The sequence below is a fragment of the Paenibacillus sp. FSL H7-0737 genome (assembly GCF_000758545.1).
GTDB lineage: Bacteria > Bacillota > Bacilli > Paenibacillales > Paenibacillaceae > Paenibacillus_AQ.
The window spans coordinates 23,183-43,908 of the sequence record NZ_CP009279.1; the positions used below are offsets into that span (position 1 = coordinate 23,183).

The 20,726-nt window shown below is 45.6% G+C and carries 17 protein-coding genes, 3 rRNA genes and 1 riboswitch; of the genes, 18 read left to right on the plus strand and 2 right to left on the minus strand.

What is annotated here, in order from left to right; genetic code table 11:
- From H70737_RS00095 to H70737_RS00115, 5 genes are all read left to right on the plus strand, one after another.
- Positions 1-1,152 (plus strand): amidohydrolase family protein, encoded by a 1,152-nt coding sequence (locus H70737_RS00095; protein WP_042183798.1) that lies wholly within the window; start codon positions 1-3, stop codon positions 1,150-1,152.
- Positions 1,153-1,578: 426 nt separating this feature from the next.
- Positions 1,579-3,136 (plus strand): 16S ribosomal RNA (locus H70737_RS00100).
- 232 nt (positions 3,137-3,368) lie between these two features.
- Positions 3,369-6,297: ribosomal RNA gene (locus tag H70737_RS00105) — 23S ribosomal RNA — on the plus strand.
- A gap of 74 nt (positions 6,298-6,371) precedes the next feature.
- Positions 6,372-6,488 (plus strand): 5S ribosomal RNA (gene rrf / locus H70737_RS00110).
- Together the 16S, 23S and 5S rRNA genes form the textbook arrangement of a ribosomal RNA operon.
- Positions 6,489-6,744: 256 nt before the next feature.
- A complete protein-coding gene (locus H70737_RS00115; RefSeq protein ID WP_042183800.1) occupies positions 6,745-7,158 on the plus strand; it encodes a hypothetical protein in 414 nt (137 codons plus the stop codon).
- Positions 7,159-7,230: 72 nt separating this feature from the next.
- On the opposite strand, the gene H70737_RS00120 is transcribed toward H70737_RS00115, so the two are convergent.
- On the minus strand, positions 7,231-7,755 hold the full coding sequence (locus H70737_RS00120) for a hypothetical protein (protein ID WP_042183802.1): 525 nt from the start codon (positions 7,753-7,755) through the stop codon (positions 7,231-7,233).
- 208 nt (positions 7,756-7,963) lie between these two features.
- Here H70737_RS00120 and H70737_RS00125 point away from each other — a divergent pair, with 208 nt between their 5' ends.
- The 10 genes from H70737_RS00125 to rsmI all read left to right on the plus strand — a co-directional run bounded on the left by H70737_RS00125 (position 7,964) and on the right by rsmI (position 15,677).
- Complete coding sequence (locus H70737_RS00125) at positions 7,964-8,149, plus strand: sigma factor G inhibitor Gin (protein WP_042123074.1); 186 nt, start codon at positions 7,964-7,966, stop codon at positions 8,147-8,149.
- A gap of 209 nt (positions 8,150-8,358) precedes the next feature.
- Positions 8,359-9,900 (plus strand): aminotransferase class I/II-fold pyridoxal phosphate-dependent enzyme, encoded by a 1,542-nt coding sequence (locus tag H70737_RS00130; protein ID WP_042183804.1) that lies wholly within the window; start codon positions 8,359-8,361, stop codon positions 9,898-9,900.
- Complete coding sequence (tmk, locus tag H70737_RS00135; protein WP_042183814.1) at positions 9,901-10,542, plus strand: dTMP kinase; 642 nt, start codon at positions 9,901-9,903, stop codon at positions 10,540-10,542.
- 123 nt (positions 10,543-10,665) lie between these two features.
- A complete protein-coding gene (locus H70737_RS00140; protein ID WP_042183817.1) occupies positions 10,666-10,995 on the plus strand; it encodes a cyclic di-AMP receptor DarA in 330 nt (109 codons plus the stop codon).
- Positions 10,996-11,044: 49 nt separating this feature from the next.
- Entirely contained in the window at positions 11,045-11,488 is a 444-nt protein-coding gene (locus H70737_RS00145) for a YaaR family protein (RefSeq protein ID WP_042183820.1), read from the plus strand.
- A gap of 117 nt (positions 11,489-11,605) precedes the next feature.
- Positions 11,606-12,580, plus strand: a complete 975-nt coding sequence (holB, locus tag H70737_RS00150) for a DNA polymerase III subunit delta' (protein WP_042123085.1) — start codon at positions 11,606-11,608, stop codon at positions 12,578-12,580.
- 137 nt (positions 12,581-12,717) lie between these two features.
- Complete coding sequence (locus H70737_RS00155) at positions 12,718-13,518, plus strand: PSP1 domain-containing protein (RefSeq protein WP_042183821.1); 801 nt, start codon at positions 12,718-12,720, stop codon at positions 13,516-13,518.
- Positions 13,519-13,549: 31 nt separating this feature from the next.
- Positions 13,550-13,915 carry a DNA replication initiation control protein YabA gene (yabA, locus tag H70737_RS00160; RefSeq protein ID WP_042123089.1) on the plus strand — a complete coding sequence of 122 codons (366 nt, stop codon included), beginning with the start codon at positions 13,550-13,552 and terminating at the stop codon, positions 13,913-13,915.
- Between the two features lie 77 nt (positions 13,916-13,992).
- Positions 13,993-14,766 carry a tRNA1(Val) (adenine(37)-N6)-methyltransferase gene (locus H70737_RS00165; RefSeq protein ID WP_042183822.1) on the plus strand — a complete coding sequence of 258 codons (774 nt, stop codon included), beginning with the start codon at positions 13,993-13,995 and terminating at the stop codon, positions 14,764-14,766.
- Positions 14,763-15,677, plus strand: a complete 915-nt coding sequence (gene rsmI, locus H70737_RS00170) for a 16S rRNA (cytidine(1402)-2'-O)-methyltransferase (RefSeq protein WP_042183824.1) — start codon at positions 14,763-14,765, stop codon at positions 15,675-15,677. Before H70737_RS00165 ends, rsmI begins: the two co-directional genes overlap by 4 nt.
- Before the next feature lie 325 nt (positions 15,678-16,002).
- On the opposite strand, the gene H70737_RS00175 is transcribed toward rsmI, so the two are convergent.
- On the minus strand, positions 16,003-16,257 hold the full coding sequence (locus H70737_RS00175; RefSeq protein ID WP_042123095.1) for an AbrB/MazE/SpoVT family DNA-binding domain-containing protein: 255 nt from the start codon (positions 16,255-16,257) through the stop codon (positions 16,003-16,005).
- Positions 16,258-16,561: 304 nt separating this feature from the next.
- Here H70737_RS00175 and H70737_RS00180 point away from each other — a divergent pair, with 304 nt between their 5' ends.
- The 3 genes from H70737_RS00180 to H70737_RS00190 all read left to right on the plus strand — a co-directional run bounded on the left by H70737_RS00180 (position 16,562) and on the right by H70737_RS00190 (position 20,599).
- Positions 16,562-17,845: an HD domain-containing protein gene (locus tag H70737_RS00180; protein WP_042183826.1), complete on the plus strand. Its 1,284-nt coding sequence runs from the start codon at positions 16,562-16,564 to the stop codon at positions 17,843-17,845.
- 111 nt (positions 17,846-17,956) lie between these two features.
- Positions 17,957-18,727, plus strand: coding sequence for a TatD family hydrolase (locus H70737_RS00185; protein ID WP_042183828.1), 771 nt, complete (start codon positions 17,957-17,959; stop codon positions 18,725-18,727).
- 197 nt (positions 18,728-18,924) lie between these two features.
- Positions 18,925-19,154: riboswitch (cyclic di-AMP (ydaO/yuaA leader) on the plus strand.
- 281 nt (positions 19,155-19,435) lie between these two features.
- The gene (locus tag H70737_RS00190) at positions 19,436-20,599 is read left to right on the plus strand and encodes a resuscitation-promoting factor (protein WP_042183829.1); all 1,164 of its coding nucleotides are present in this window, start codon (positions 19,436-19,438) and stop codon (positions 20,597-20,599) included.
- The last annotated feature ends 127 nt before the right edge of the window (positions 20,600-20,726 follow it).

A 20,726-nucleotide genomic window follows, 5' to 3' on the forward strand; every position in this document is an offset into this window, starting at 1 on the left:
ATGATTGACAAGCATCCAGAACTGCATACATTCAAGAATATTTATATAGCAGGTATCGAAGGTAAACGTTTTGATGTTGTGATTAAGGATGGTTATTTTTTATCTATAACTGAAATAGAGCCGCAACAAAATAATTCAACACTTACAGGGACAGATCTATGGATTAGTCCAGGTATTATAGATCTTCATACGCATATGGCTTGGACAGACTTTGACCATGCAGATCAATTAAAGCGCGACTCCCAGCAGATCGAAGCCATGCAGGCACAAGCCTTTGAGGCTACTTTAAGGACAGGTGTAACGACTGTACGTGATGCAGGCGGAATTCTGCCCAGCACAGTGCAGCATCTTGTTCAGCAATATCAGCAGCCTTTAAGAGTGCATACCAGCAGCGATATGCTTGGAGCAGCAGATGCCCGTGGACTTAAGCATTTGGAACAACGGATGGCAGAAATCTTTGCTACAGGAGCGGGTTGGATAAAAATCATGGCCACAGGTGGTCTTGGAGCACCTACCGAGAAAGTGGTTGATCCGATCTTTTCCGAAGAAGAATTCGCGTTCATTGTTCGTAATGCACATGCCCACGATAAGAAGGTGCTGGTTCACACCTGGGGTGGAGTGACGATAGACTGGTCCATCCAGGCCGGTGTGGAATCTATAGAGCATGGGATGTTTCTAACTGAAGATCAGGCGGGAAGGCTTGCTAATTCGGGAGTAGCTTTTGTACCTACTACATCCATCTATCGCATTGCTGCAGATCCGAAAGGTGTTCTTGCGTTGAATCCAATCATTTGTGAACGAGCTGCCCGTGCTGCTGAATCACATTCCAAAGCCATTAATTATGCAAAAAGAGAGGGCGTTCGTATTGGATTCGGTACAGATTATGCTACACCCTCATTACATGGTTACAACCTTCAAGAACTGGATACGTTGATTGATTATGGCTTAACTCGCAGAGAAGCGTGGCAGTCAGCTACTAAAAGCGCTGCTGACATTCTAGGGAGCGGTAACGAGCTGGGGCAGATTGCAGAAGGTTTTATTGCAGATGCTGTTGTTTTCAATGTCGATCCATACCAGGCGTATAATGCAGAGATACTTCGAAACAGTATCGTTTCCGTAATTACTGGAGCGAAGGAAGCGGAATTAATTTAGATTCGTCTAAGCTATCTTCTGAAAACAACTGATATCTTTTTCAGTTGTTTTTCTTTTATATTATGGAATGTATATAAGGCAACAGTATATAAAGATAGAGTATATTCATTAATACATGATTTATGGTTTTTAAATCATTCAAAAAAAAGTGTTGCAATGAATCTCTATACATGATATATTCTATTTCTGGCCGAGAAACACACATGCCGAGCTCGAAAAAGAAGTTAAAAAAAGAGCTTGACATTAAACGGCCGAACATGATATAGTATAAGAGTTGCTGCTGAGACATTAAACGGCGCCAACGAGAACTTGATCTTTGAAAACTGAACAACGAGTGAGTAGGAAATCACGAAAGTGAAATCCAAAATTAGAGAATTAATTTTCTCGTCAGATGTTTCAAAATGAGCATATCGCTCTTTTCAATACTAATTGGAGAGTTTGATCCTGGCTCAGGACGAACGCTGGCGGCGTGCCTAATACATGCAAGTCGAGCGGAGTCACTTTGAAAGCTTGCTTTCAAAGTGACTTAGCGGCGGACGGGTGAGTAACACGTAGGCAACCTGCCCCTTAGACTGGGATAACTACCGGAAACGGTAGCTAATACCGGATAATTTCTTTTTTCTCCTGAAGAAAGAATGAAAGACGGAGCAATCTGTCACTGAGGGATGGGCCTGCGGCGCATTAGCTAGTTGGTGGGGTAACGGCCCACCAAGGCGACGATGCGTAGCCGACCTGAGAGGGTGAACGGCCACACTGGGACTGAGACACGGCCCAGACTCCTACGGGAGGCAGCAGTAGGGAATCTTCCGCAATGGACGAAAGTCTGACGGAGCAACGCCGCGTGAGTGATGAAGGTTTTCGGATCGTAAAGCTCTGTTGCCAGGGAAGAACGTCCGGTAGAGTAACTGCTATCGGAGTGACGGTACCTGAGAAGAAAGCCCCGGCTAACTACGTGCCAGCAGCCGCGGTAATACGTAGGGGGCAAGCGTTGTCCGGAATTATTGGGCGTAAAGCGCGCGCAGGCGGTCATTTAAGTCTGGTGTTTAAACCTTGGGCTCAACCTGAGGTCGCACTGGAAACTGGGTGACTTGAGTACAGAAGAGGAAAGTGGAATTCCACGTGTAGCGGTGAAATGCGTAGATATGTGGAGGAACACCAGTGGCGAAGGCGACTTTCTGGGCTGTAACTGACGCTGAGGCGCGAAAGCGTGGGGAGCAAACAGGATTAGATACCCTGGTAGTCCACGCCGTAAACGATGAGTGCTAGGTGTTAGGGGTTTCGATACCCTTGGTGCCGAAGTTAACACAGTAAGCACTCCGCCTGGGGAGTACGGTCGCAAGACTGAAACTCAAAGGAATTGACGGGGACCCGCACAAGCAGTGGAGTATGTGGTTTAATTCGAAGCAACGCGAAGAACCTTACCAGGTCTTGACATCCCTCTGAATCCACTAGAGATAGTGGCGGCCTTCGGGACAGAGGAGACAGGTGGTGCATGGTTGTCGTCAGCTCGTGTCGTGAGATGTTGGGTTAAGTCCCGCAACGAGCGCAACCCTTAACTTTAGTTGCCAGCAGGTTAAGCTGGGCACTCTAGAGTGACTGCCGGTGACAAACCGGAGGAAGGTGGGGATGACGTCAAATCATCATGCCCCTTATGACCTGGGCTACACACGTACTACAATGGCCGGTACAACGGGAAGCGAAGCCGCGAGGTGAAGCCAATCCCATCAAAGCCGGTCTCAGTTCGGATTGCAGGCTGCAACTCGCCTGCATGAAGTCGGAATTGCTAGTAATCGCGGATCAGCATGCCGCGGTGAATACGTTCCCGGGTCTTGTACACACCGCCCGTCACACCACGAGAGTTTACAACACCCGAAGTCGGTGGGGTAACCCGCAAGGGAGCCAGCCGCCGAAGGTGGGGTAGATGATTGGGGTGAAGTCGTAACAAGGTAGCCGTATCGGAAGGTGCGGCTGGATCACCTCCTTTCTATGGAGAATCGTCTTCTGCAATGAAGACATTCAAATCGGAAGTTAAACTTCCAAATCTCAGGTTTAGGCCTGTTACTCACTCGTTGCTCAGTTTTGAGAGTTTAAGCTCTCAAGTAAAACTTGATCCTTGAAAACTGGATACCGAAACGAATTTGCGTTTTAGAACATCTTTTAGCAACTTGTGCAAACAAGTAAATGTTATTAGTGAGATTTTTCTTAGGAAAAATCAAGGTTAAGCTAATAAGAGCACACGGAGGATGCCTAGGCGCCAGGAGCCGACGAAGGACGTGGCGAACAACGAAACTGCCTCGGGGAGCTGTAAGCAAGCTTTGATCCGGGGGTGTCCGAATGGGGAAACCCAGCTGTGGTAATTCGCAGTTACTCATCTCTGAACACATAGGAGATGTAGAGGCAGACCAGGAGAACTGAAACATCTAAGTACCCTGAGGAAGAGAAAACAATAGTGATTCCGTTAGTAGCGGCGAGCGAACGCGGAACAGCCTAAACCTAAGAGCTTGCTCTTAGGGGTTGTGGGACGTCTCACATGGAGTTACAAAGGAATATGGTAGGTGAAGAGGTCTGGAAAGGCCCGCGATAGAGGTAAAAGCCCTGTAACCTAAACTGTGTTCTCTCCGAGACGGATCCCGAGTAGTGCGGGGCACGTGAAACCCCGTATGAATCCAGCAGGACCATCTGCTAAGGCTAAATACTACCTGGCGACCGATAGTGAAACAGTACCGTGAGGGAAAGGTGAAAAGCACCCCGGAAGGGGAGTGAAATAGAACCTGAAACCGTGTGCTTACAAAAAGTCAGAGCCCTATTTATGGGTGATGGCGTGCCTTTTGTAGAATGAACCGGCGAGTTACGTTTAACATGCAAGGTTAAGTCGAGAAGACGGAGCCGCAGCGAAAGCGAGTCTGAATAGGGCGATTGAGTATGTGGACGTAGACCCGAAACCGTGTGATCTACCCCTGTCCAGGGTGAAGGTGCGGTAACACGCACTGGAGGCCCGAACCCACGCATGTTGAAAAATGCGGGGATGAGGTGGGGGTAGCGGAGAAATTCCAATCGAACTCGGAGATAGCTGGTTCTCCCCGAAATAGCTTTAGGGCTAGCCTCGGTATAAGAGTAGTGGAGGTAGAGCACTGATTGGGTGCGGGGTCCGCAAGGATTACCAAGCTCAGTCAAACTCCGAATGCCATATACTTATTGCCGGGAGTCAGACAGTGAGTGCTAAGATCCATTGTCAAAAGGGAAACAGCCCAGACCATCAGCTAAGGTCCCCAAGTGTGTGTTAAGTGGGAAAGGATGTGGAGTTGCACAGACAACCAGGATGTTGGCTTAGAAGCAGCCACCATTGAAAGAGTGCGTAATAGCTCACTGGTCGAGTGACTCTGCGCCGAAAATGTAACGGGGCTAAACACACCACCGAAGCTATGGCTAGATACGTATGTATCTGGGGTAGGGGAGCGTTGTATGTGGGTTGAAGGTGTACCGTAAGGAGCGCTGGACAGCATACAAGTGAGAATGCCGGTATGAGTAACGAAAAGATCAGTGAGAATCTGATCCGCCGAAAGCCCAAGGTTTCCTGAGGAAGGCTCGTCCGCTCAGGGTAAGTCGGGACCTAAGGCGAGGCCGAAAGGCGTAGTCGAAGGACAACAGTTTGAAATTACTGTACCACCGTAATCCGCTATGAGCGATGGGGTGACGCAGGAGGGTAGTGACGCGGACTGATGGATATGTCCGTCTAAGCAGTGAGGCTGATGTGTAGGCAAATCCGCACATCATTAAGGCTGGGCTGTGATGGGGAGCGAAAATTGTAGTAGCGAAGGTCATGATCTCACACTGCCAAGAAAAGCCTCTAGCCAGGAGAAGGTGCCCGTACCGCAAACCGACACAGGTAGGCGAGAAGAGAATTCTAAGGCGCGCGGAAGAACTCTCGTTAAGGAACTCGGCAAAATGACCCCGTAACTTCGGGAGAAGGGGTGCCCCGGTAGTGTGAATAGCACGAGGGGGCCGCAGTGAAAAGGCCCAAGCGACTGTTTAGCAAAAACACAGGTCTGTGCGAAGCCGCAAGGCGAAGTATACGGGCTGACGCCTGCCCGGTGCTGGAAGGTTAAGGGGAGTGGTTAGGGGTAACCCGAAGCTATGAACCGAAGCCCCAGTAAACGGCGGCCGTAACTATAACGGTCCTAAGGTAGCGAAATTCCTTGTCAGGTAAATTCTGACCCGCACGAATGGCGTAACGACTTGGGCGCTGTCTCAACGAGAGATCCGGTGAAATTTTAATACCTGTGAAGATGCAGGTTACCCGCGACAAGACGGAAAGACCCCATGGAGCTTTACTGCAGCTTGATATTGAATTTGGGTACGATCTGTACAGGATAGGTGGGAGCCGTAGAAATCGGAGCGCAAGCTTCGGTGGAGGCGCCGTTGGGATACCACCCTGATCGTATCTAGGTTCTAACCTAGTACCCTAATCGGGTACGGGGACCGTGTCAGGCGGGCAGTTTGACTGGGGCGGTCGCCTCCTAAAGAGTAACGGAGGCGTTCCAAGGTTCCCTCAGAATGGTTGGAAATCATTCGAAGAGTGCAAAGGCATAAGGGAGCTTGACTGCGAGACCTACAAGTCGAGCAGGGACGAAAGTCGGACTTAGTGATCCGGTGGTACCGCATGGAAGGGCCATCGCTCAACGGATAAAAGCTACCCTGGGGATAACAGGCTTATCTCCCCCAAGAGTCCACATCGACGGGGAGGTTTGGCACCTCGATGTCGGCTCATCGCATCCTGGGGCTGAAGTAGGTCCCAAGGGTTGGGCTGTTCGCCCATTAAAGCGGTACGCGAGCTGGGTTCAGAACGTCGTGAGACAGTTCGGTCCCTATCTGTCGTGGGCGCAGGAAATTTGAGAGGAGCTGTCCTTAGTACGAGAGGACCGGGATGGACGTACCGCTGGTGCACCAGTTGTTTCGCCAGAAGCATGGCTGGGTAGCTACGTACGGACGGGATAAGCGCTGAAAGCATCTAAGCGTGAAGCCCCCCTCAAGATGAGATTTCCCAATTAGTAAGACCCCTTGAAGACGACGAGGTAGATAGGTTGGAGGTGGAAGTGCAGTAATGCATGGAGCTGACCAATACTAATCGGTCGAGGGCTTATCCTATACTTAAGACGCAAATTCAATTCGGATTCAGTTTTCAGGCGATTAAGCCTGAGCATTTACGCTGTAAATGCCCGTTTGGTGGCGATAGCGGAGGGGTTCCACGCGTACCCATCCCGAACACGACCGTTAAGCCCTCCAGCGCCGATGGTACTTGGACCGAAGGGTCCTGGGAGAGTAGGACGTTGCCAAGCAGATTAAGCCATTGTTGATAATATCAGCAGTGGCTTTTTTTCTTTTTTTATTATGCAAGTATTTAAGGCTAGTAATAACAGTAGAATAGGTTACTGTGGAATGACATTTTTGTTACCGACGCTGCGGTGGATACAAGTATAATAGAAAAGTGCTAATAGTTAGCAGATCTTTAATACGAAGGAACTACTCATAAATTCTAACTTTGAATTTTCTTGTGTCTTTAGATGCATTGTAGAGGTAGGGAGGATTTAAGGCATGAAACAATTAAAAATATTCAAGTTAATAATGATTTCTTGTATTTTAACTTTAATACTGGCAAGTTGCGGGGCTAAAGAACCTAAGTGGGATACTTTCGAGGGTGCACTGAATGAGAAAAGCTTCCCTGTCCCTCATGAGGCAAACTCACCAGATCAGACCACTACTAACGTTGCTATGGATTATGTACGTTATTCTTTACCTGGATTAAAGGAGAAGAATGGTATTCCGGATCCTTATTTGGAGGCTATTAAAGCCTGGGGATGGACAGAACAGGAAGATGATGATAGTGATTCTTCGGGCGTTTTTCTGAAGGATGGGTTAACGGTTCATTTAACAGTGCACGATGATTATTTTGTAGTAATGATTCCTAAAGAAAAGAAGACCTCCATTAAAGGCCTTAAGACGAAATAAAGAATCGCCATCCCTAAGGATGGCGGTTTGTTTTTTAATACATGAAAATAATATGAGCTATACTGCTGCACTTTATTGAGAGTAATAGGATACATCGGTCGGATTGAATTTCAGCATGCCTCCCTGATCCTGTCGATTCAGTCTGAACAGAGTATAAAGACGAGGCAGTAGGAGCCATAAGTGACAAGTGATCAGTGATACTGTAAATGCTGGCGGTGACCAGAAAATAAAGAGTGCTGCAATACAAAGACCGATATAGAAATTATGTAGTTGTACTTTACGGAATATACGGTAACTAATATGTTGATCAGGCATAAATCCTAACCAAGGCAGTTTAAATGAGACAGACCATCTTTTTGAAATGGGGTGTCCTGAGATTAAAAGAACTGAGCGTGAAATGACATATTGAACCCAGAAGGCTACAGGCGCTGCTATGATTATGTAAAGAATGCTCCACCAGGAAAGAAATACGGTTTCGAGCACAAGGACTAATAAGGGAAGCATAATATAAATAGGCAGCAGGCGTGCCGTTAGATTGACTTTTTTAATTAGTTTATATTGATAGAATGTAGCTGCACCTTTGGTAGTGGGTTCCATAGATTATAGTCTAACCTCCTCGTGAATTCGTATGTTCTTAATATCGGCGATTGGATGTATTTTATTAAACTGCGGCGAAAATTCACCGATATAACGGCAACGGAATATATATAATGCACGATACGAAGGATATGAAAAAACTATGAAAAGGTTTAAAATGATAGAAGGTGTATCATACTGTTCTTAAAAGAGTCAAGGTGGGATGGTTATGGAACAGCAAACCGGGCAAGCTTGTATCATTTGTGGACAGGTAAAAGAGGAAGGTATTGTGATTGTCTCGCATTTTATTTGTGAGGAATGTGAGGCTGAGATGATACGTACCGAGGCTGAAGATGCCAAGTACCGTTTTTTTATCGGCCGGATGAAGAAGATTGGATTGCAAAAGAACGCCTAAGTAGAGTAACTCTGTTAAATGATGCAATTAAGAGAGCGGTCTGGATGAAAGATACGAAGGCTGCATTAGTGATATTCAATACACGGCTTCCTCGTTCTTCAGGCGGGAGGAGCCGTTTTCTTGTCCATAGGGCTGCTTTTACACTGAAGCGTAGGCGTTTGCGAATATTTACGTTAAAATAGAAGGAACCCTATGGGAAGGAATTTAATATGAATAAATTACAACGTTGTAGGGCGCCTATATACGAAATGCTGGAACAATATAGAATTATGGGTAATAGATCATATCATGTGCCAGGTCATAAGAATGGAGAGGCATATGAGGGCGTTGAAGGCGCTGGCTTTTTAGATGAGGTAATGAAGTATGATGTTACGGAAATTTCTGGAACGGATGATCTTCATCATCCTGAGGGAGTTATCAAGGAAGCGCAAGAGTTGGCAGCAGACTGCTTTGGAGCAGAGGAAAGCTTTTTTCTGGTTGGAGGGAGCACAGCCGGCAATCTGGCTCTTATTCTAACCGCTTGTCCCGAGCCTGGAATGATTATGATTGTTCAACGCAATGTGCATAAGTCAGTCATTCATGGACTGATGTTGGCTGGAGTACGTGCTGTTTTTCTGGAGCCTCTGATTGATCCACTTAGCGGCTTGGCAGTGGCGCCGGCGGCCAAAGCTGTTAAGGCTGCACTTGCAGCCTATCCTGAAGCCGCAGCTGTACTTGTTACTATGCCGAATTATTACGGCATGGGTAGTGATTTTGCGCCCCTCGCGAGTATTTGTCACGACAGCGGTGTACCGCTGCTTGTGGATGAGGCGCATGGGGCGCATTACGGGCAGCACCCGGCGCTGCCAGCCGGGGCACTTGCTTGTGGCGCGGACGGCGTCGTGCAGTCCACGCACAAGATGCTCACAGCGATGACCATGGGCGCTATGCTGCATGTCCAAGGGCCGCGGCTCAACCGCGCCCTGCTCCGGCAGCGGCTCGCCATGGTGCAGAGCTCCAGCCCATCATATCCTATGATGGCGTCGCTGGATCTTGCCCGGCGGCTGCTGCACAGCCGGGGCAAGGGTGCCTTCTCGGCGGGGCTGGCCGCCGTGGACGTTCTACGGCGCGGGCTCGCGGAGCTGCCGCGCTACGGACTAGTGCAGCCGGCAGAGCCGCTGCACCCGAATACGCCGCCTGATTCTTTGGCGGCGTATGTGACACAGGACCCCTTTAAAGTCGTCATTTATGACGCCACCGGGGTCCTGAGCGGCTTCGAGCTGCAGCGCAAGCTCGAAATAAAGGGCTGCGTGCCGGAGATGAGCGATGACCGGCACGTAGTGCTGCTGTTCAGCCTTGGATCGAAGGCTGAAGATGCAGATCATTTGCTGCAGGCGCTGCGGGAAATAGATTCGGAGGAACCTTCCGAATCACAGAACGCCCCCGACTTATCAGGCGCTCGCAATATTTCCACGTGGAACAATTTCCATTTTTTACAAATCTCAGATCCTGTCCCCTTCTCATTGAAGCCGGTGTCAGCAAATGAAATTGAAAGCATTGATCTTGAACATTGCGTGGGTAGAGTGGCGGCAGAGATGGTTATTCCCTATCCACCAGGCATCCCGGTATTATATCCGGGTGAAGTGATCACAGATCAGATCCAAAGAAGGCTGGCTGGTTTAGCCAAAGGAGGCGCCAAATTCCAGGCTTGTGCTGATCCGGTCTTGCAGCGTATTGAGGTATACAACATTCAGAAAGGCGGAGAAGCATAAGTGGGAAAAGAAGGTTTCTTCATAACATTAGAAGGAGGCGAAGGCTCCGGAAAAACAACGGTACTAGGTAGAGTAACGGCCTATTTACAGAACCGGTCCATGCCTTATCGAATTACTCGTGAACCGGGTGGCGTTGAGATTGCTGAGAAGATTCGTTCCATTATTCTAGATCCTGCCCATACAGCTATGGATGCGCGTACAGAGGCATTACTATATGCTGCATCAAGAAGCCAACATCTCGCCGAAGTCGTTGAACCGGCTCTTAGAGAAGGGCTTACTGTACTCTGTGACCGCTTTGTAGACAGCAGCCTCGTTTATCAAGGACATGCGAGAGGACTCGGAATAGAAGAGGTATGGAGTATTAATCGTTTTGCGATAGGGAACCGTATGCCGGATCTAACCTTTTATCTGGATGTAGACCCAGAGATAGGGTTGTCACGGATTGCAGCGAATCAAGAACGGGAAGTGAATCGTCTGGATCTGGAGAGCCTTTCTTTTCATAAGAAGGTTCGTGAAGGCTATCAATTATTAGCCCAGGCCAATCCGGACAGAATAGTAGTTCTGGATGCTAATCGCCCCATTCATATGGTAGAACAAGATATCGTGAGAACTCTTGAAGAGAGAGTATTAAAGGGTTTTTAAGGTGTTTTGTCTAATATACTAAGAGAAGTAACATATAACTAGGCGTGTGCTTATGAAGTAAGGGTTACTACGAGTAACTCTAAGTAGTAATACACCATAAAAATATTGGGAGGGAATGCGAAGATGAAGTTGATCATTGCAATTATCCAGGATAAAGACAGTAACCGGTTGTCCAGTGAGCTAGTCAAAGCCAATTTCCGTGCTACTAAACTTGCAAGTACAGGTGGATTTCTACGGGCAGGGAATACGACATTTATGATCGGGGTAGAAGACAGTCAGATTGAATCCGTATTGACCGTGATCCGTAACAGCTGTAAAGTGCGTGAACAGCTAGTCACTCCTGTAACACCGATGAGTGGAACAACGGATTCGTATTTGCCGCTTCCTGTTGAGGTACAAGTCGGTGGAGCTACTGTATTCGTACTTCCTGTAGATCGTTTTGAACATTATTAAGTATAATATAGATTAGCAAGCCATTTATAAAAAGGGCGGTAGATAACCTTTGAAGATCAATCCGGGGTATAGGCCCTTGAAGAGTGAGATGCCAAATGCAGAAGGGGCTAACAAACCCGTTCAGCAAAAAACGTTCTCTGATGTTTTTCAGCAGCAAAGTGAGCAGAAAACCAAAGATGAACTGAATCGCCAGATCAAAGAAATACAGTCTCAAGGCGATCGTTTATCTAAGTCTATGACGATTCGTGAGCTTACCATCTACCGGATGATGATCAAAAGATTTCTGGAGGAAACGGCTCGAAGAGGCGTCATTCTGAAGGAAACACGCGGATGGGATCGACGTGGACGTGGCAAGCGTTACAAGCTGCTTGAGGAAATTGATTCGGCTTTGCTATCAATGGCAGATGATTTGCTGAATAGTGAGCAAGGCCGGATCGATCTGTTAGGACGCGTTGGAGAAATCCGTGGGTTGTTAATCAACCTTTCTTTTTAAAATATAAGAAAGTATATGCTTTACACTATACTTTAGCCTTATATTTCTCGATTAAACACTTATCGTCCTTATAAGGACGATAAAGGCGTTTATGTTTGAAAGTTTTGGGAGGAAATTATGCCTTTTCATGATATAGTAGGCCAGGAGAACGCCAAGCGGCTACTCCAAAACGCCTTGCGCAAAGAAGCTGTGAGTCATGCTTATTTATTTACAGGGCCGGCAGGCAGTGGACAAATGAAAACGGCGCTGATGTTTGCCCAAGCTATATTTTGTACCCAGAGCAAGGACGATGCCTGTGGGGAATGCCTGGAGTGCCGCAAAGTAGAACATGGAAACCACCCTGATTTGTCACTGCTGCAGCCAGATGGAGCAAGTATTAAAATAGATCAAATCCGTGAGCTGCAGCGCGTCTTTTCCTATCGGTCAGAGGGTGTGAATCCGAAAGTTTATATTATAGATGGAGCAGACAAAATGACGGTACAAGCTGCCAATAGTCTGCTGAAATTTCTGGAGGAACCACCAGCTCCGGCTGTTGGAATCTTAATTTCTGATAATAGCCGTTCCTTATTGCCAACCATTCAGTCGCGGACTCAGCGGATTCCATTTAGTCCGTTAAACCCGGATATTATGCTCCAAGCTCTGGCAAGTGAGGGCGTTCCCATACCCTTAGCTCGATGTGCAGTATCACTTAGTTCAGGACTTGATGGTTGCAGGAAACTTTTGGAACAGAATTGGTTTGCAGAAATGAGAAATGTAATGTTACAATTAGCTAAGGAGTCCTTAGGCAAGGGCAGCTCCGCTGTAGCAACTGCTGGGCAGAAGCTGTTCAAGACCGGACTCGCTGAACATTTGGATATCTTCTTCAGCATGTTCCATCTGTGGTTTAAAGATATGCTTTACTTCCTGTATCGTAAGCATGAGAGTATCGTTTTCATAGATCAGTTAGACTTTATTTCCAGGCATGCCCGTGAGCGGAGTGCGGAACAATGGGTGGCTTATATGGGATTTGCTGCAGAGAGCACTAAGAAGCTGCGATCCAATGCCAATGCCCAATTGTGTCTGGAGCAGTTTTTAATCCGACTGGAAAGTTAAAGGATTAGTTATGATATATCCTCCGGATGTCGCTTTACCTGGAAATATCGTTTTAACAGACGAGGAAGGAAGCATGGATCATCAGGGAGCGGACATGCCCATAGATTCCTTTTACCGGCAAACAAGGGGGTTAATTTTTGTACAGCGTAGTAGGTGTCCGTTTTAAAAAAGCGGGTAAAATATATTATTTCGATCCACTTGATTTTCCGATTGAACGGGATCAACATGTTATTGTGGAGACAGCACGTGGGGTTGAATACGGTAAAGTTGTCGTAGGCAAAAAAGAGGTGGAAGAATCCGACGTAGTTTTGCCCCTCAAAAAAGTGATGCGTATTGCCGGAGAAACCGACGCACGCGTAGTTGAAGAGAACAAAGGGGCCGCTAGAGAGGCTTTTACCACCTGTTTAAATAAAATACGCGACCATGGTCTCAAAATGAAGCTCGTCGATGTAGAGTTTACTTTTGACCGTAATAAGATTATATTTTACTTTACGGCCGAAGGACGGGTCGACTTTAGAGAATTGGTTAAAGATCTAGCAAGTATCTTCCGGACCCGCATTGAGCTACGGCAAATTGGGGTGCGTGATGAGGCTAAAATGCTAGGTGGACTTGGACCTTGTGGGCGAGTACTTTGTTGTTCATCTTGGTTAGGGGATTTTGAACCCGTATCCATTAAAATGGCGAAGGATCAGAACCTGTCACTTAATCCGACGAAGATTTCAGGACTTTGTGGACGTCTGATGTGTTGTTTGAAATTTGAGCATGACAATTATGAGAGTGTAAAGGAAGAAATGCCAGCGGTCGGCAAGATTGTCGTGACCTCATTGGGTGATGGCAAAGTAGTAGGACTTAATGCCGGAAGCCGTACGGTTCATGTACAGTTGTTTGAAGTGGGCAAAGTTAAGGAACTTCCAATGGATGATGTTGTCGTCAAGTAAACCATTATAAGGTTACTTTCGGGGTGGAAACTTGGAGAAGAAAAATATATTTGCACACATGCAGGATATGGAAGCACAGATGGAAACGATGCGCGCCAATCTTGGAGAATGGAAACAGACGGTAAAAGAACTGATGGAAGCTAATCAGAGGTTAACTCTGGAGAATGAACAGCTTCGCAAAATTTTAAAGCGGGATGCACCTTTGGATCCTACCGTAGATTCTGCGGAGGCGGAAGCTCTTTTAGCTGCCGGAGAGGGAACAGAAGAGGTTGTCGGGGAAGGTTATGACAACTTGGCCCGGCTTTACCATGAAGGCTTTCACATCTGTAATGTTTATTTTGGACATTTACGCACGGAAGGTGATTGTCTGTTCTGTCTTTCTTTTCTTAATAAATGAGGATATCCAGCCGTAGGAGATTGATCCTACGGTTTTTTTTGAATTTTAGCTCAACAAAACATTTAGGAGATTACTACATGACAAATTCTTTTAACGATATATCTGTTCCTTTGTTGCCGACGGAGCGGGTGGATGATTTATTAACGCATGACTTGCGAATTATTCAAAGTGACGAAGTATTTAGCTTTTCTATGGATGCTGTACTGCTTGCGCGTTTCGCCAGCGTTCCGCCTCGTGGGAGAGTCCTGGATCTTTGTACTGGAAATGGTGTAATTCCTATTTTGATGACGACCCGAACTAAAGCTTCTATAGAAGGGATTGAAATTCAGCCCCGTTTAGCGGATATGGCTCGGCGTAGCGTGGCTCTAAATGGGCTACAGGATCAGGTTGTGATCCATGAAGGCGATTTACGTGAGTTATATAAAGTTGCAGGGCATGGCGTATATGATGCAATAACAGTCAATCCTCCTTATATGCCGCTTAACGGCAGTGACCTCAAGCTGAACACTCATCAGGCTATGGCTCGTCATGAAATCGGGTGTACGCTGGAGGAGGTCATTCAAGCCTGTGTGAGACTGGTTCGCACCGGTGGAAAGGTAAGTATGGTTCACAAGCCACAACGATTGGTCGATATTATTAGTCTTATGAGAAAATATAGGCTCGAGCCTAAGATTATTCGCTTTGTACATCCACGTGCGCATCTGGAAGCTAATATGGTATTAATTGAAGCGATACGTGATGGTAAGCCGGAGGTTCGTTTACATCCACCACTCATTGTATATAATGAGGACAATCAATACTGTCCAGAAATTATGGACATCTACTATGGTGCTAAAGAGGGTAAATCATGACGATATCATGCCAAAGCAGTTTTCAGAACAATAACAATACACATAAGCAGGAATCAACCGGTTCACTTTTTTTGGTGGCAACACCCATCGGTAATTTAGAGGATATGACTTATCGTGCTGTCCGCACTTTGCAGGAATGCGATATTATTGCAGCTGAGGATACAAGACAAACTCGGAAATTGTTGAGCCATTTTGAAATTACACCCTCTATGTTGTTCAGTTATCATGAGCATAATAAGGCTGCCAGTGGACCTGAACTTATCCGCTATATAATAGAAGGAAAAAATTTGGCACTCGTCAGCGATGCCGGTTTACCAGCCATTTCCGACCCTGGTGCAGACCTTGTAGCCCTTGCCATAAGTCATGGTATACCAGTAATTCCTATACCCGGAGCTAACGCAGCTTTGTCAGCATTAATTGCCTCTGGTCTGCCTACGACTACTTTCACTTTTATCGGCTTCTTACCTCGAGAACGTAAAGATATCCGTGCGGTATTAAGTCCACTTCGTTCGGCGCAAGGGACTATACTGTTCTACGAATCTCCACATCGCGTGGTGAAGACACTGGCTCATCTCCATGAAGCATTTGGCAATCGGCGAATTGTGCTTGCTCGTGAACTGACGAAGAGATATGAGGAGTTTCTGCGTGGGACGATCGAGGAATGTACGGATTGGCTCGCTGAACATCCACCGCTTGGTGAGTATGTTATCGTCGTTGAAGGCGAGAGCAAGGAAGATGCTGAAATGGCGGAATCGGCTTGGTGGCGCCAGTTAAATATTGAAGAGCATGTTGCTCATTACGAAGCAGCAGATATGCCGCGTAAAGAAGCTATGAAAAAAGCAGCCTCTGATCGTGGTGTGTCAAAGCGGGATATTTATAACGCACTTCTGGATAAAACGGAGCAGCAGTAAGTGTTATTGACGGATTCTAATTCTAAGAGGCTAATAAGGTGCGGAGGGGTATTACGAAGCTGACGAGATTCTAGCCTGAAGGTGGTTCCCAAAAGGAAGCCCAAGATAGACCAGATCATGGTAAAAACTCGATTTGCTTCATGCTCTCACCGCATTCCCCATCATTATTAGGTGTCATGAGGGGAGTTAATACTTGTAAACACCTTTTGGGCAGGAAACACAGGTGATTGCAGAAAAAAAATACCTCCCGCGGTCACGGGAGGTCAAGGAGATATGAAAAGGTTAGAATTAACAATTTGATTAGTTCTATTATATACTATTTATTTTAGTTTGTCACAGGGGTAGGGATAGTAGAAATGCATTCATGACAAACTATTTTTCCTTTGAAGTAAGTTACGTTCTCAGCGTTGCCGCAGAAAATGCAGGCAGGCTCATATTTCTTAAGCATAATGCGCTCACCATCAACGTAAATTTCAAGTGCGTCTTTTTCACCAATGCCAAGAGTACGGCGCAATTCAATGGGAATAACTACCCGTCCAAGTTCGTCTACTTTTCTTACAATTCCTGTTGATTTCATCATAACAATCGTTACTCCTCTCAATGTTCCAAAAACGTCATTATTCGACATTGTTCACTGTTTTATGATATTTATAATACCAACGATTCCCAAAACAGTCAACCTTTTTTCATCTGTTGAATAAGTGCTTTTTCACGAAAACTTTGAATTCCCTATAACAATCACGAATTCTAAAAAAAGTGAAAAAATAAACTTTGTCGATTTACCAAGACTAAAAACGTCACTATTCGACAAAGTACGACATAATTACTTATTATATACTTATATTGGTTAAAATCATACTAAATTTAATAAAGGAGTTGATCTCATGAAGCAGCCGCTCACAGAAGAAAAGGTTTTCAAAGATCCGGTTCACAATTATATCCATGTGCAGGATACTATTATTTGGCGACTAATAAATACAAAGGAATTTCAGCGTTTACGTCGTATTCGCCAGCTGGGTACCTCGTATCTTACTTTTCATGGCGCAGAGCATAGTCGGTTTTCTCATTCCCTAGGGGTGTACGAAATTACACGTAGAATTATTTCGCAATTTGAACGAAGCGGGTATAAGGATTGGATTCCTGAAGAAAGTCTGCTCACCTTGTGTGCGGCCTTGCTGCATGATCTGGGACACGGTCCATTTTCCCATTCTATAGAAGAAGCTTTTGAAATGAATCATGAGGATTGGACTTGTCGAATTATTCTGGAGGACACAGAGATTACTGAGATCTTGCGTGATGTGGAGGAGGATTTTCCTCGTAAAGTAGCCTCTGTAATCGCTAAAACTTATGAGCATGAAATTGTTGTAAATCTGGTTTCGAGTCCGCTAGATGCTGATCGCATGGATTATTTGCTGCGTGATGCGTACTATACAGGTGTAAACTATGGAACGATCGACATTGATCGGATTTTAAGAATGCTGCGTCCTTATAATGGTCGAATTGTTGTAAAAGAATCGGGAATGCATGCCATTGAAGATTATTTAATGTCGCGTTATCAAATGTACTGGCAAGTCTATTTTCATCCGGTGACACGCAGCTCAGAGATTATTTTGCGACAAATTTTTCGTAGAGCCAAGGAGCTTTTCCAAGAGGGGTACAATTTTAGTTTCATGATTAATCCACTGGAGGATTTGTTCCGTGGTGAGGTGACAGTGAAGCAGTATTTAATGCTGGATGAAGCACTGGTACAGACGGCTTTTATGCAGTGGACGCTTGAGAAAGATGAGCTACTAAGCGACTTGTGTACCCGTTTTATTCATCGTAAACTTTATAAATATGTTGAGGTGGAGAATCTCGATACAGATATGATTACTGAAATTCGCAGCAGTTTTGCGGCAGCGGGACTTCACCCAGAATATGATTTGGAGATTGATTTTCCGACAGATCTGCCCTATGATGTGTTCCGTCCGGGAGAAGCTTTTGACAATAAACAAATTCTGCTGCTTGATCGGCATGATCATCTGCGGGAAATTTCAGAGGTGTCGGATATTGTGCGTTCTATTAGCGGCATTCACCGTGGAAGATATCATCTTTATTTTCCTCAGGATAAGTTAAGAAATGCGCTTACGCGATTGCCTGCTTCTATTGCAGAGATTTTTGCAAAATAATACAAGAAAATATGGGATTTTTGACAAGAAGAGTAGAAAAATAAGATATCACGGATAGCGTGAAACTTATATTGTTATATATCTAAAAAAGAACAAGGAGTGAGGGTTAAAATGTTTCTGTTTGACACACATACGCATCTGGATGCACCTCAATTCGACGAGGATCGCGAAGAAGTTATCGCTCGTGCTGTAGAAGCAGGAGTTAGCAAGATGATTAATATCGGATTTAATCGGGAGACGATTCCCTCAACGATGAAGCTGGCGGAATCTTATGATTATATTTATGCGGCAGTGGGTTGGCATCCTCAGGATGCGATTGATATGAAAGAAGGAGATCTCGATTGGATCGCTTCTCTATGCAGTCATAAAAAAGTAGTGGCTATTGGTGAAATCGGACTGGATTATTACTGGGATACTTCTCCCAAGGATGTGCAACATGAAGTTTTTCGCAAGCAAATTGGACTAGCCCGTGAATTAAATATGCCGATTTGTATTCATGATCGTGATGCACATGAGGATGTTGTACGGATTTTACGGGAGGAAAAAGCAAATGAGGTTGGAGGCGTGATGCACTCGTTCTCAGGAAGCTGGGAAACAGCTAAAATGTGCTTGAATCTTGGTTTTCATTTATCCTTTGGAGGACCCATTACGTTCAAAAATGCAAGAGTGCCAAAAGAAGTGCTTGCGCAGACACCACTAGACCGATTATTGATCGAAACCGATGCTCCATATTTGACTCCACACCCCTTCCGCGGGAAGCGAAATGAGAGCGCTCATGTGAAGCTTGTAGCAGAGGCAGCAGCTGAAATTAAAGGGTTAACATGGGAAGAATTGGCTAAAATAACGTATGCGAACGCACTGGAACGATTTGGGATTGAGTGAAAACGGGAGCAAAACAGGTGAAAAATAGAGAATGGCCGATATATTAAACTTTTTTAATATAAAAACGGCTGAATATTACAATATTTTAACCATATTTTTGCGTAAACGTGGTTGAATCGTCCTTTACAACATGCATCAAAACAGGATATCATCTTTTCAGTGATGTGAGCTGTGTTATAGTGACAGCCATTGATTCATGGATCGTCTCGCTGAGTCTCCGTATGGAGAACGGGGGAACCAATATTGACCTACCGCATGCCTGTATTTTAAATACGGTTTAGACGTGCCGTAGGACAGTATTTGATTTCTTCACGTGGTCTTTGGGGTGAATTTAAGGGCAACCGCCATGAGCGGGTGACCTGAAATAGGGCGTCTCTCTTTCGTCCGAACCCGACAGCTAACCCCGTAAGCGCAAGTAAGAGAGGCAACCTCGTGCACAAGCATTCTCTATTCTGATATTGGAGAAGCCACGAAAGAGTCCTCAGTTGAACTCTTTTTAGGCTTTTTTATTTTTGAATAAATAGAATGTTGCCCACATACTGTTATATAACAGGGGTGGGAGTAGCTGTGCCGAGCAGGCGATCCATGAGCAGGAGACGCTAAGTTATTACGTGCGTGTCCTGTGACAATCTCAAATAGTTTCGTCAAAGGAATTCAGTCCTCATGATATACAATTGACGACGGGGCTATGTAAGGAGGATGGAGAGAATGGGCGTATTCCAACCAGAAGTATCCCATGATTCGCAGTCATCCAGCAGGTCTTTCGCATTACGGTGGGAGCAAGTAAATACTCGCGTACTTTTACTTGCAGGCGTGATTTCAGTCGCTATCGCGCTACTTATTCTGCTGTACGTACACGGTCAAAGTAACAAACAATTATTTTTAGTAATAGACGGGCAAACACAGACGCTTGAAACGCGGGAAGCGCTTCTTGGTGATGTGTTGGAGAAAGAGCAAATTTCGCTGCAGCCGCATGATGAACTATCTTTAGGTCTGAGTGATGAAATAAAAGACGGTGACCGTGTCGTTATCAATCGTGCGCAGAAAATTAGTCTTACTGCGGATGGAGCAACAAAAACGTTATATACGACCGAGGACACAATTGGTAAAGCAATTGAGAAAATGGGCATTACCCTAGAAGGTCATGATAAGATTTTCCCTTCGTTAGACACCACCATTTCTGCAAACATGGAGGTTAAGATTGTTCGCATCAACAAACAGACCGTACAGCGAACAACTAACTTACCCTTCAGAGTCATCAAGACAGCAGACCCCTCCCTTACTGTGGGAACAGTTAGAGTGGCACAGGCAGGCAAACCAGGCGTCATGATTCAGCATATTGAGAAGATCTACCAAGACGGAGAACTGGCCTCTATGCGCATGATTGGTAAGGAAGTACAAACGGTAACGAAAGATAAGATTATTGCCGTTGGTACCAAAGCACTTCCTAAGCCGGCTGTAGCTAAGACTACAACAACTTCCAAATCAAACACCACTTCAAAAACGGCTAAGGTTAGCGCTAAGACTAATAATGTCACAAGCAAGGCTGGCGTAGACTTTGAGTACAAGAAGATGATTAAGAACGTCTCCATGACAGCTTATTCATCAGAAGAGCCAGGTATTGGTAACAAAACTGCTTCCGGAACACGCGTAACGGAAGGTCGTACAATTGCGGTAGACCCGAATGTAATTCCTATTGGCTGGTGGGTATATATCGAGGGGCTTGGATTCCGCCGAGCAGAAGATACTGGCGGTGCCATTAAAGGCAATAAAGTAGATGTCTATTACGATTCACTGAGCCATGTGCGTAATTTCGGTCGTAAATCACGTACCGTTTATGTGATTGGACCTGTGAAGCCGGAGTTAAACTAGGCTGAAGCTTTTGCAAATTATTCTTTGATAAGCTATAGTGATGATAACCGTTAAGGAACGCCAGATGATCATTTCGTTGATCGCAGAGCAACCGCTCATCACTTATACATTCTTTAACCAAAAGAAG

Bases quoted from the DNA above. Each gene is read 5' to 3' on its own strand.
- H70737_RS00165 (WP_042183822.1), top strand. From the start codon at position 13,993: ATGACAAATTCTTTTAACGATATATCTGTTCCTTTGTTGCCGACGGAG.
- H70737_RS00185 (WP_042183828.1), top strand. From the start codon at position 17,957: ATGTTTCTGTTTGACACACATACGCATCTGGATGCACCTCAATTCGAC.
- H70737_RS00130 (WP_042183804.1), top strand. From the start codon at position 8,359: ATGAATAAATTACAACGTTGTAGGGCGCCTATATACGAAATGCTGGAA.
- H70737_RS00115 (WP_042183800.1), top strand. From the start codon at position 6,745: ATGAAACAATTAAAAATATTCAAGTTAATAATGATTTCTTGTATTTTA.
- H70737_RS00180 (WP_042183826.1), top strand. From the start codon at position 16,562: ATGAAGCAGCCGCTCACAGAAGAAAAGGTTTTCAAAGATCCGGTTCAC.
- H70737_RS00175 (WP_042123095.1), bottom strand. From the start codon at position 16,257: ATGATGAAATCAACAGGAATTGTAAGAAAAGTAGACGAACTTGGACGG.
- rsmI (WP_042183824.1), top strand. From the start codon at position 14,763: ATGACGATATCATGCCAAAGCAGTTTTCAGAACAATAACAATACACAT.
- holB (WP_042123085.1), top strand. From the start codon at position 11,606: ATGCCTTTTCATGATATAGTAGGCCAGGAGAACGCCAAGCGGCTACTC.
- H70737_RS00190 (WP_042183829.1), top strand. From the start codon at position 19,436: ATGGGCGTATTCCAACCAGAAGTATCCCATGATTCGCAGTCATCCAGC.
- H70737_RS00140 (WP_042183817.1), top strand. From the start codon at position 10,666: ATGAAGTTGATCATTGCAATTATCCAGGATAAAGACAGTAACCGGTTG.
- H70737_RS00095 (WP_042183798.1), top strand. From the start codon at position 1: ATGATTGACAAGCATCCAGAACTGCATACATTCAAGAATATTTATATA.
- H70737_RS00120 (WP_042183802.1), bottom strand. From the start codon at position 7,755: ATGGAACCCACTACCAAAGGTGCAGCTACATTCTATCAATATAAACTA.
- H70737_RS00125 (WP_042123074.1), top strand. From the start codon at position 7,964: ATGGAACAGCAAACCGGGCAAGCTTGTATCATTTGTGGACAGGTAAAA.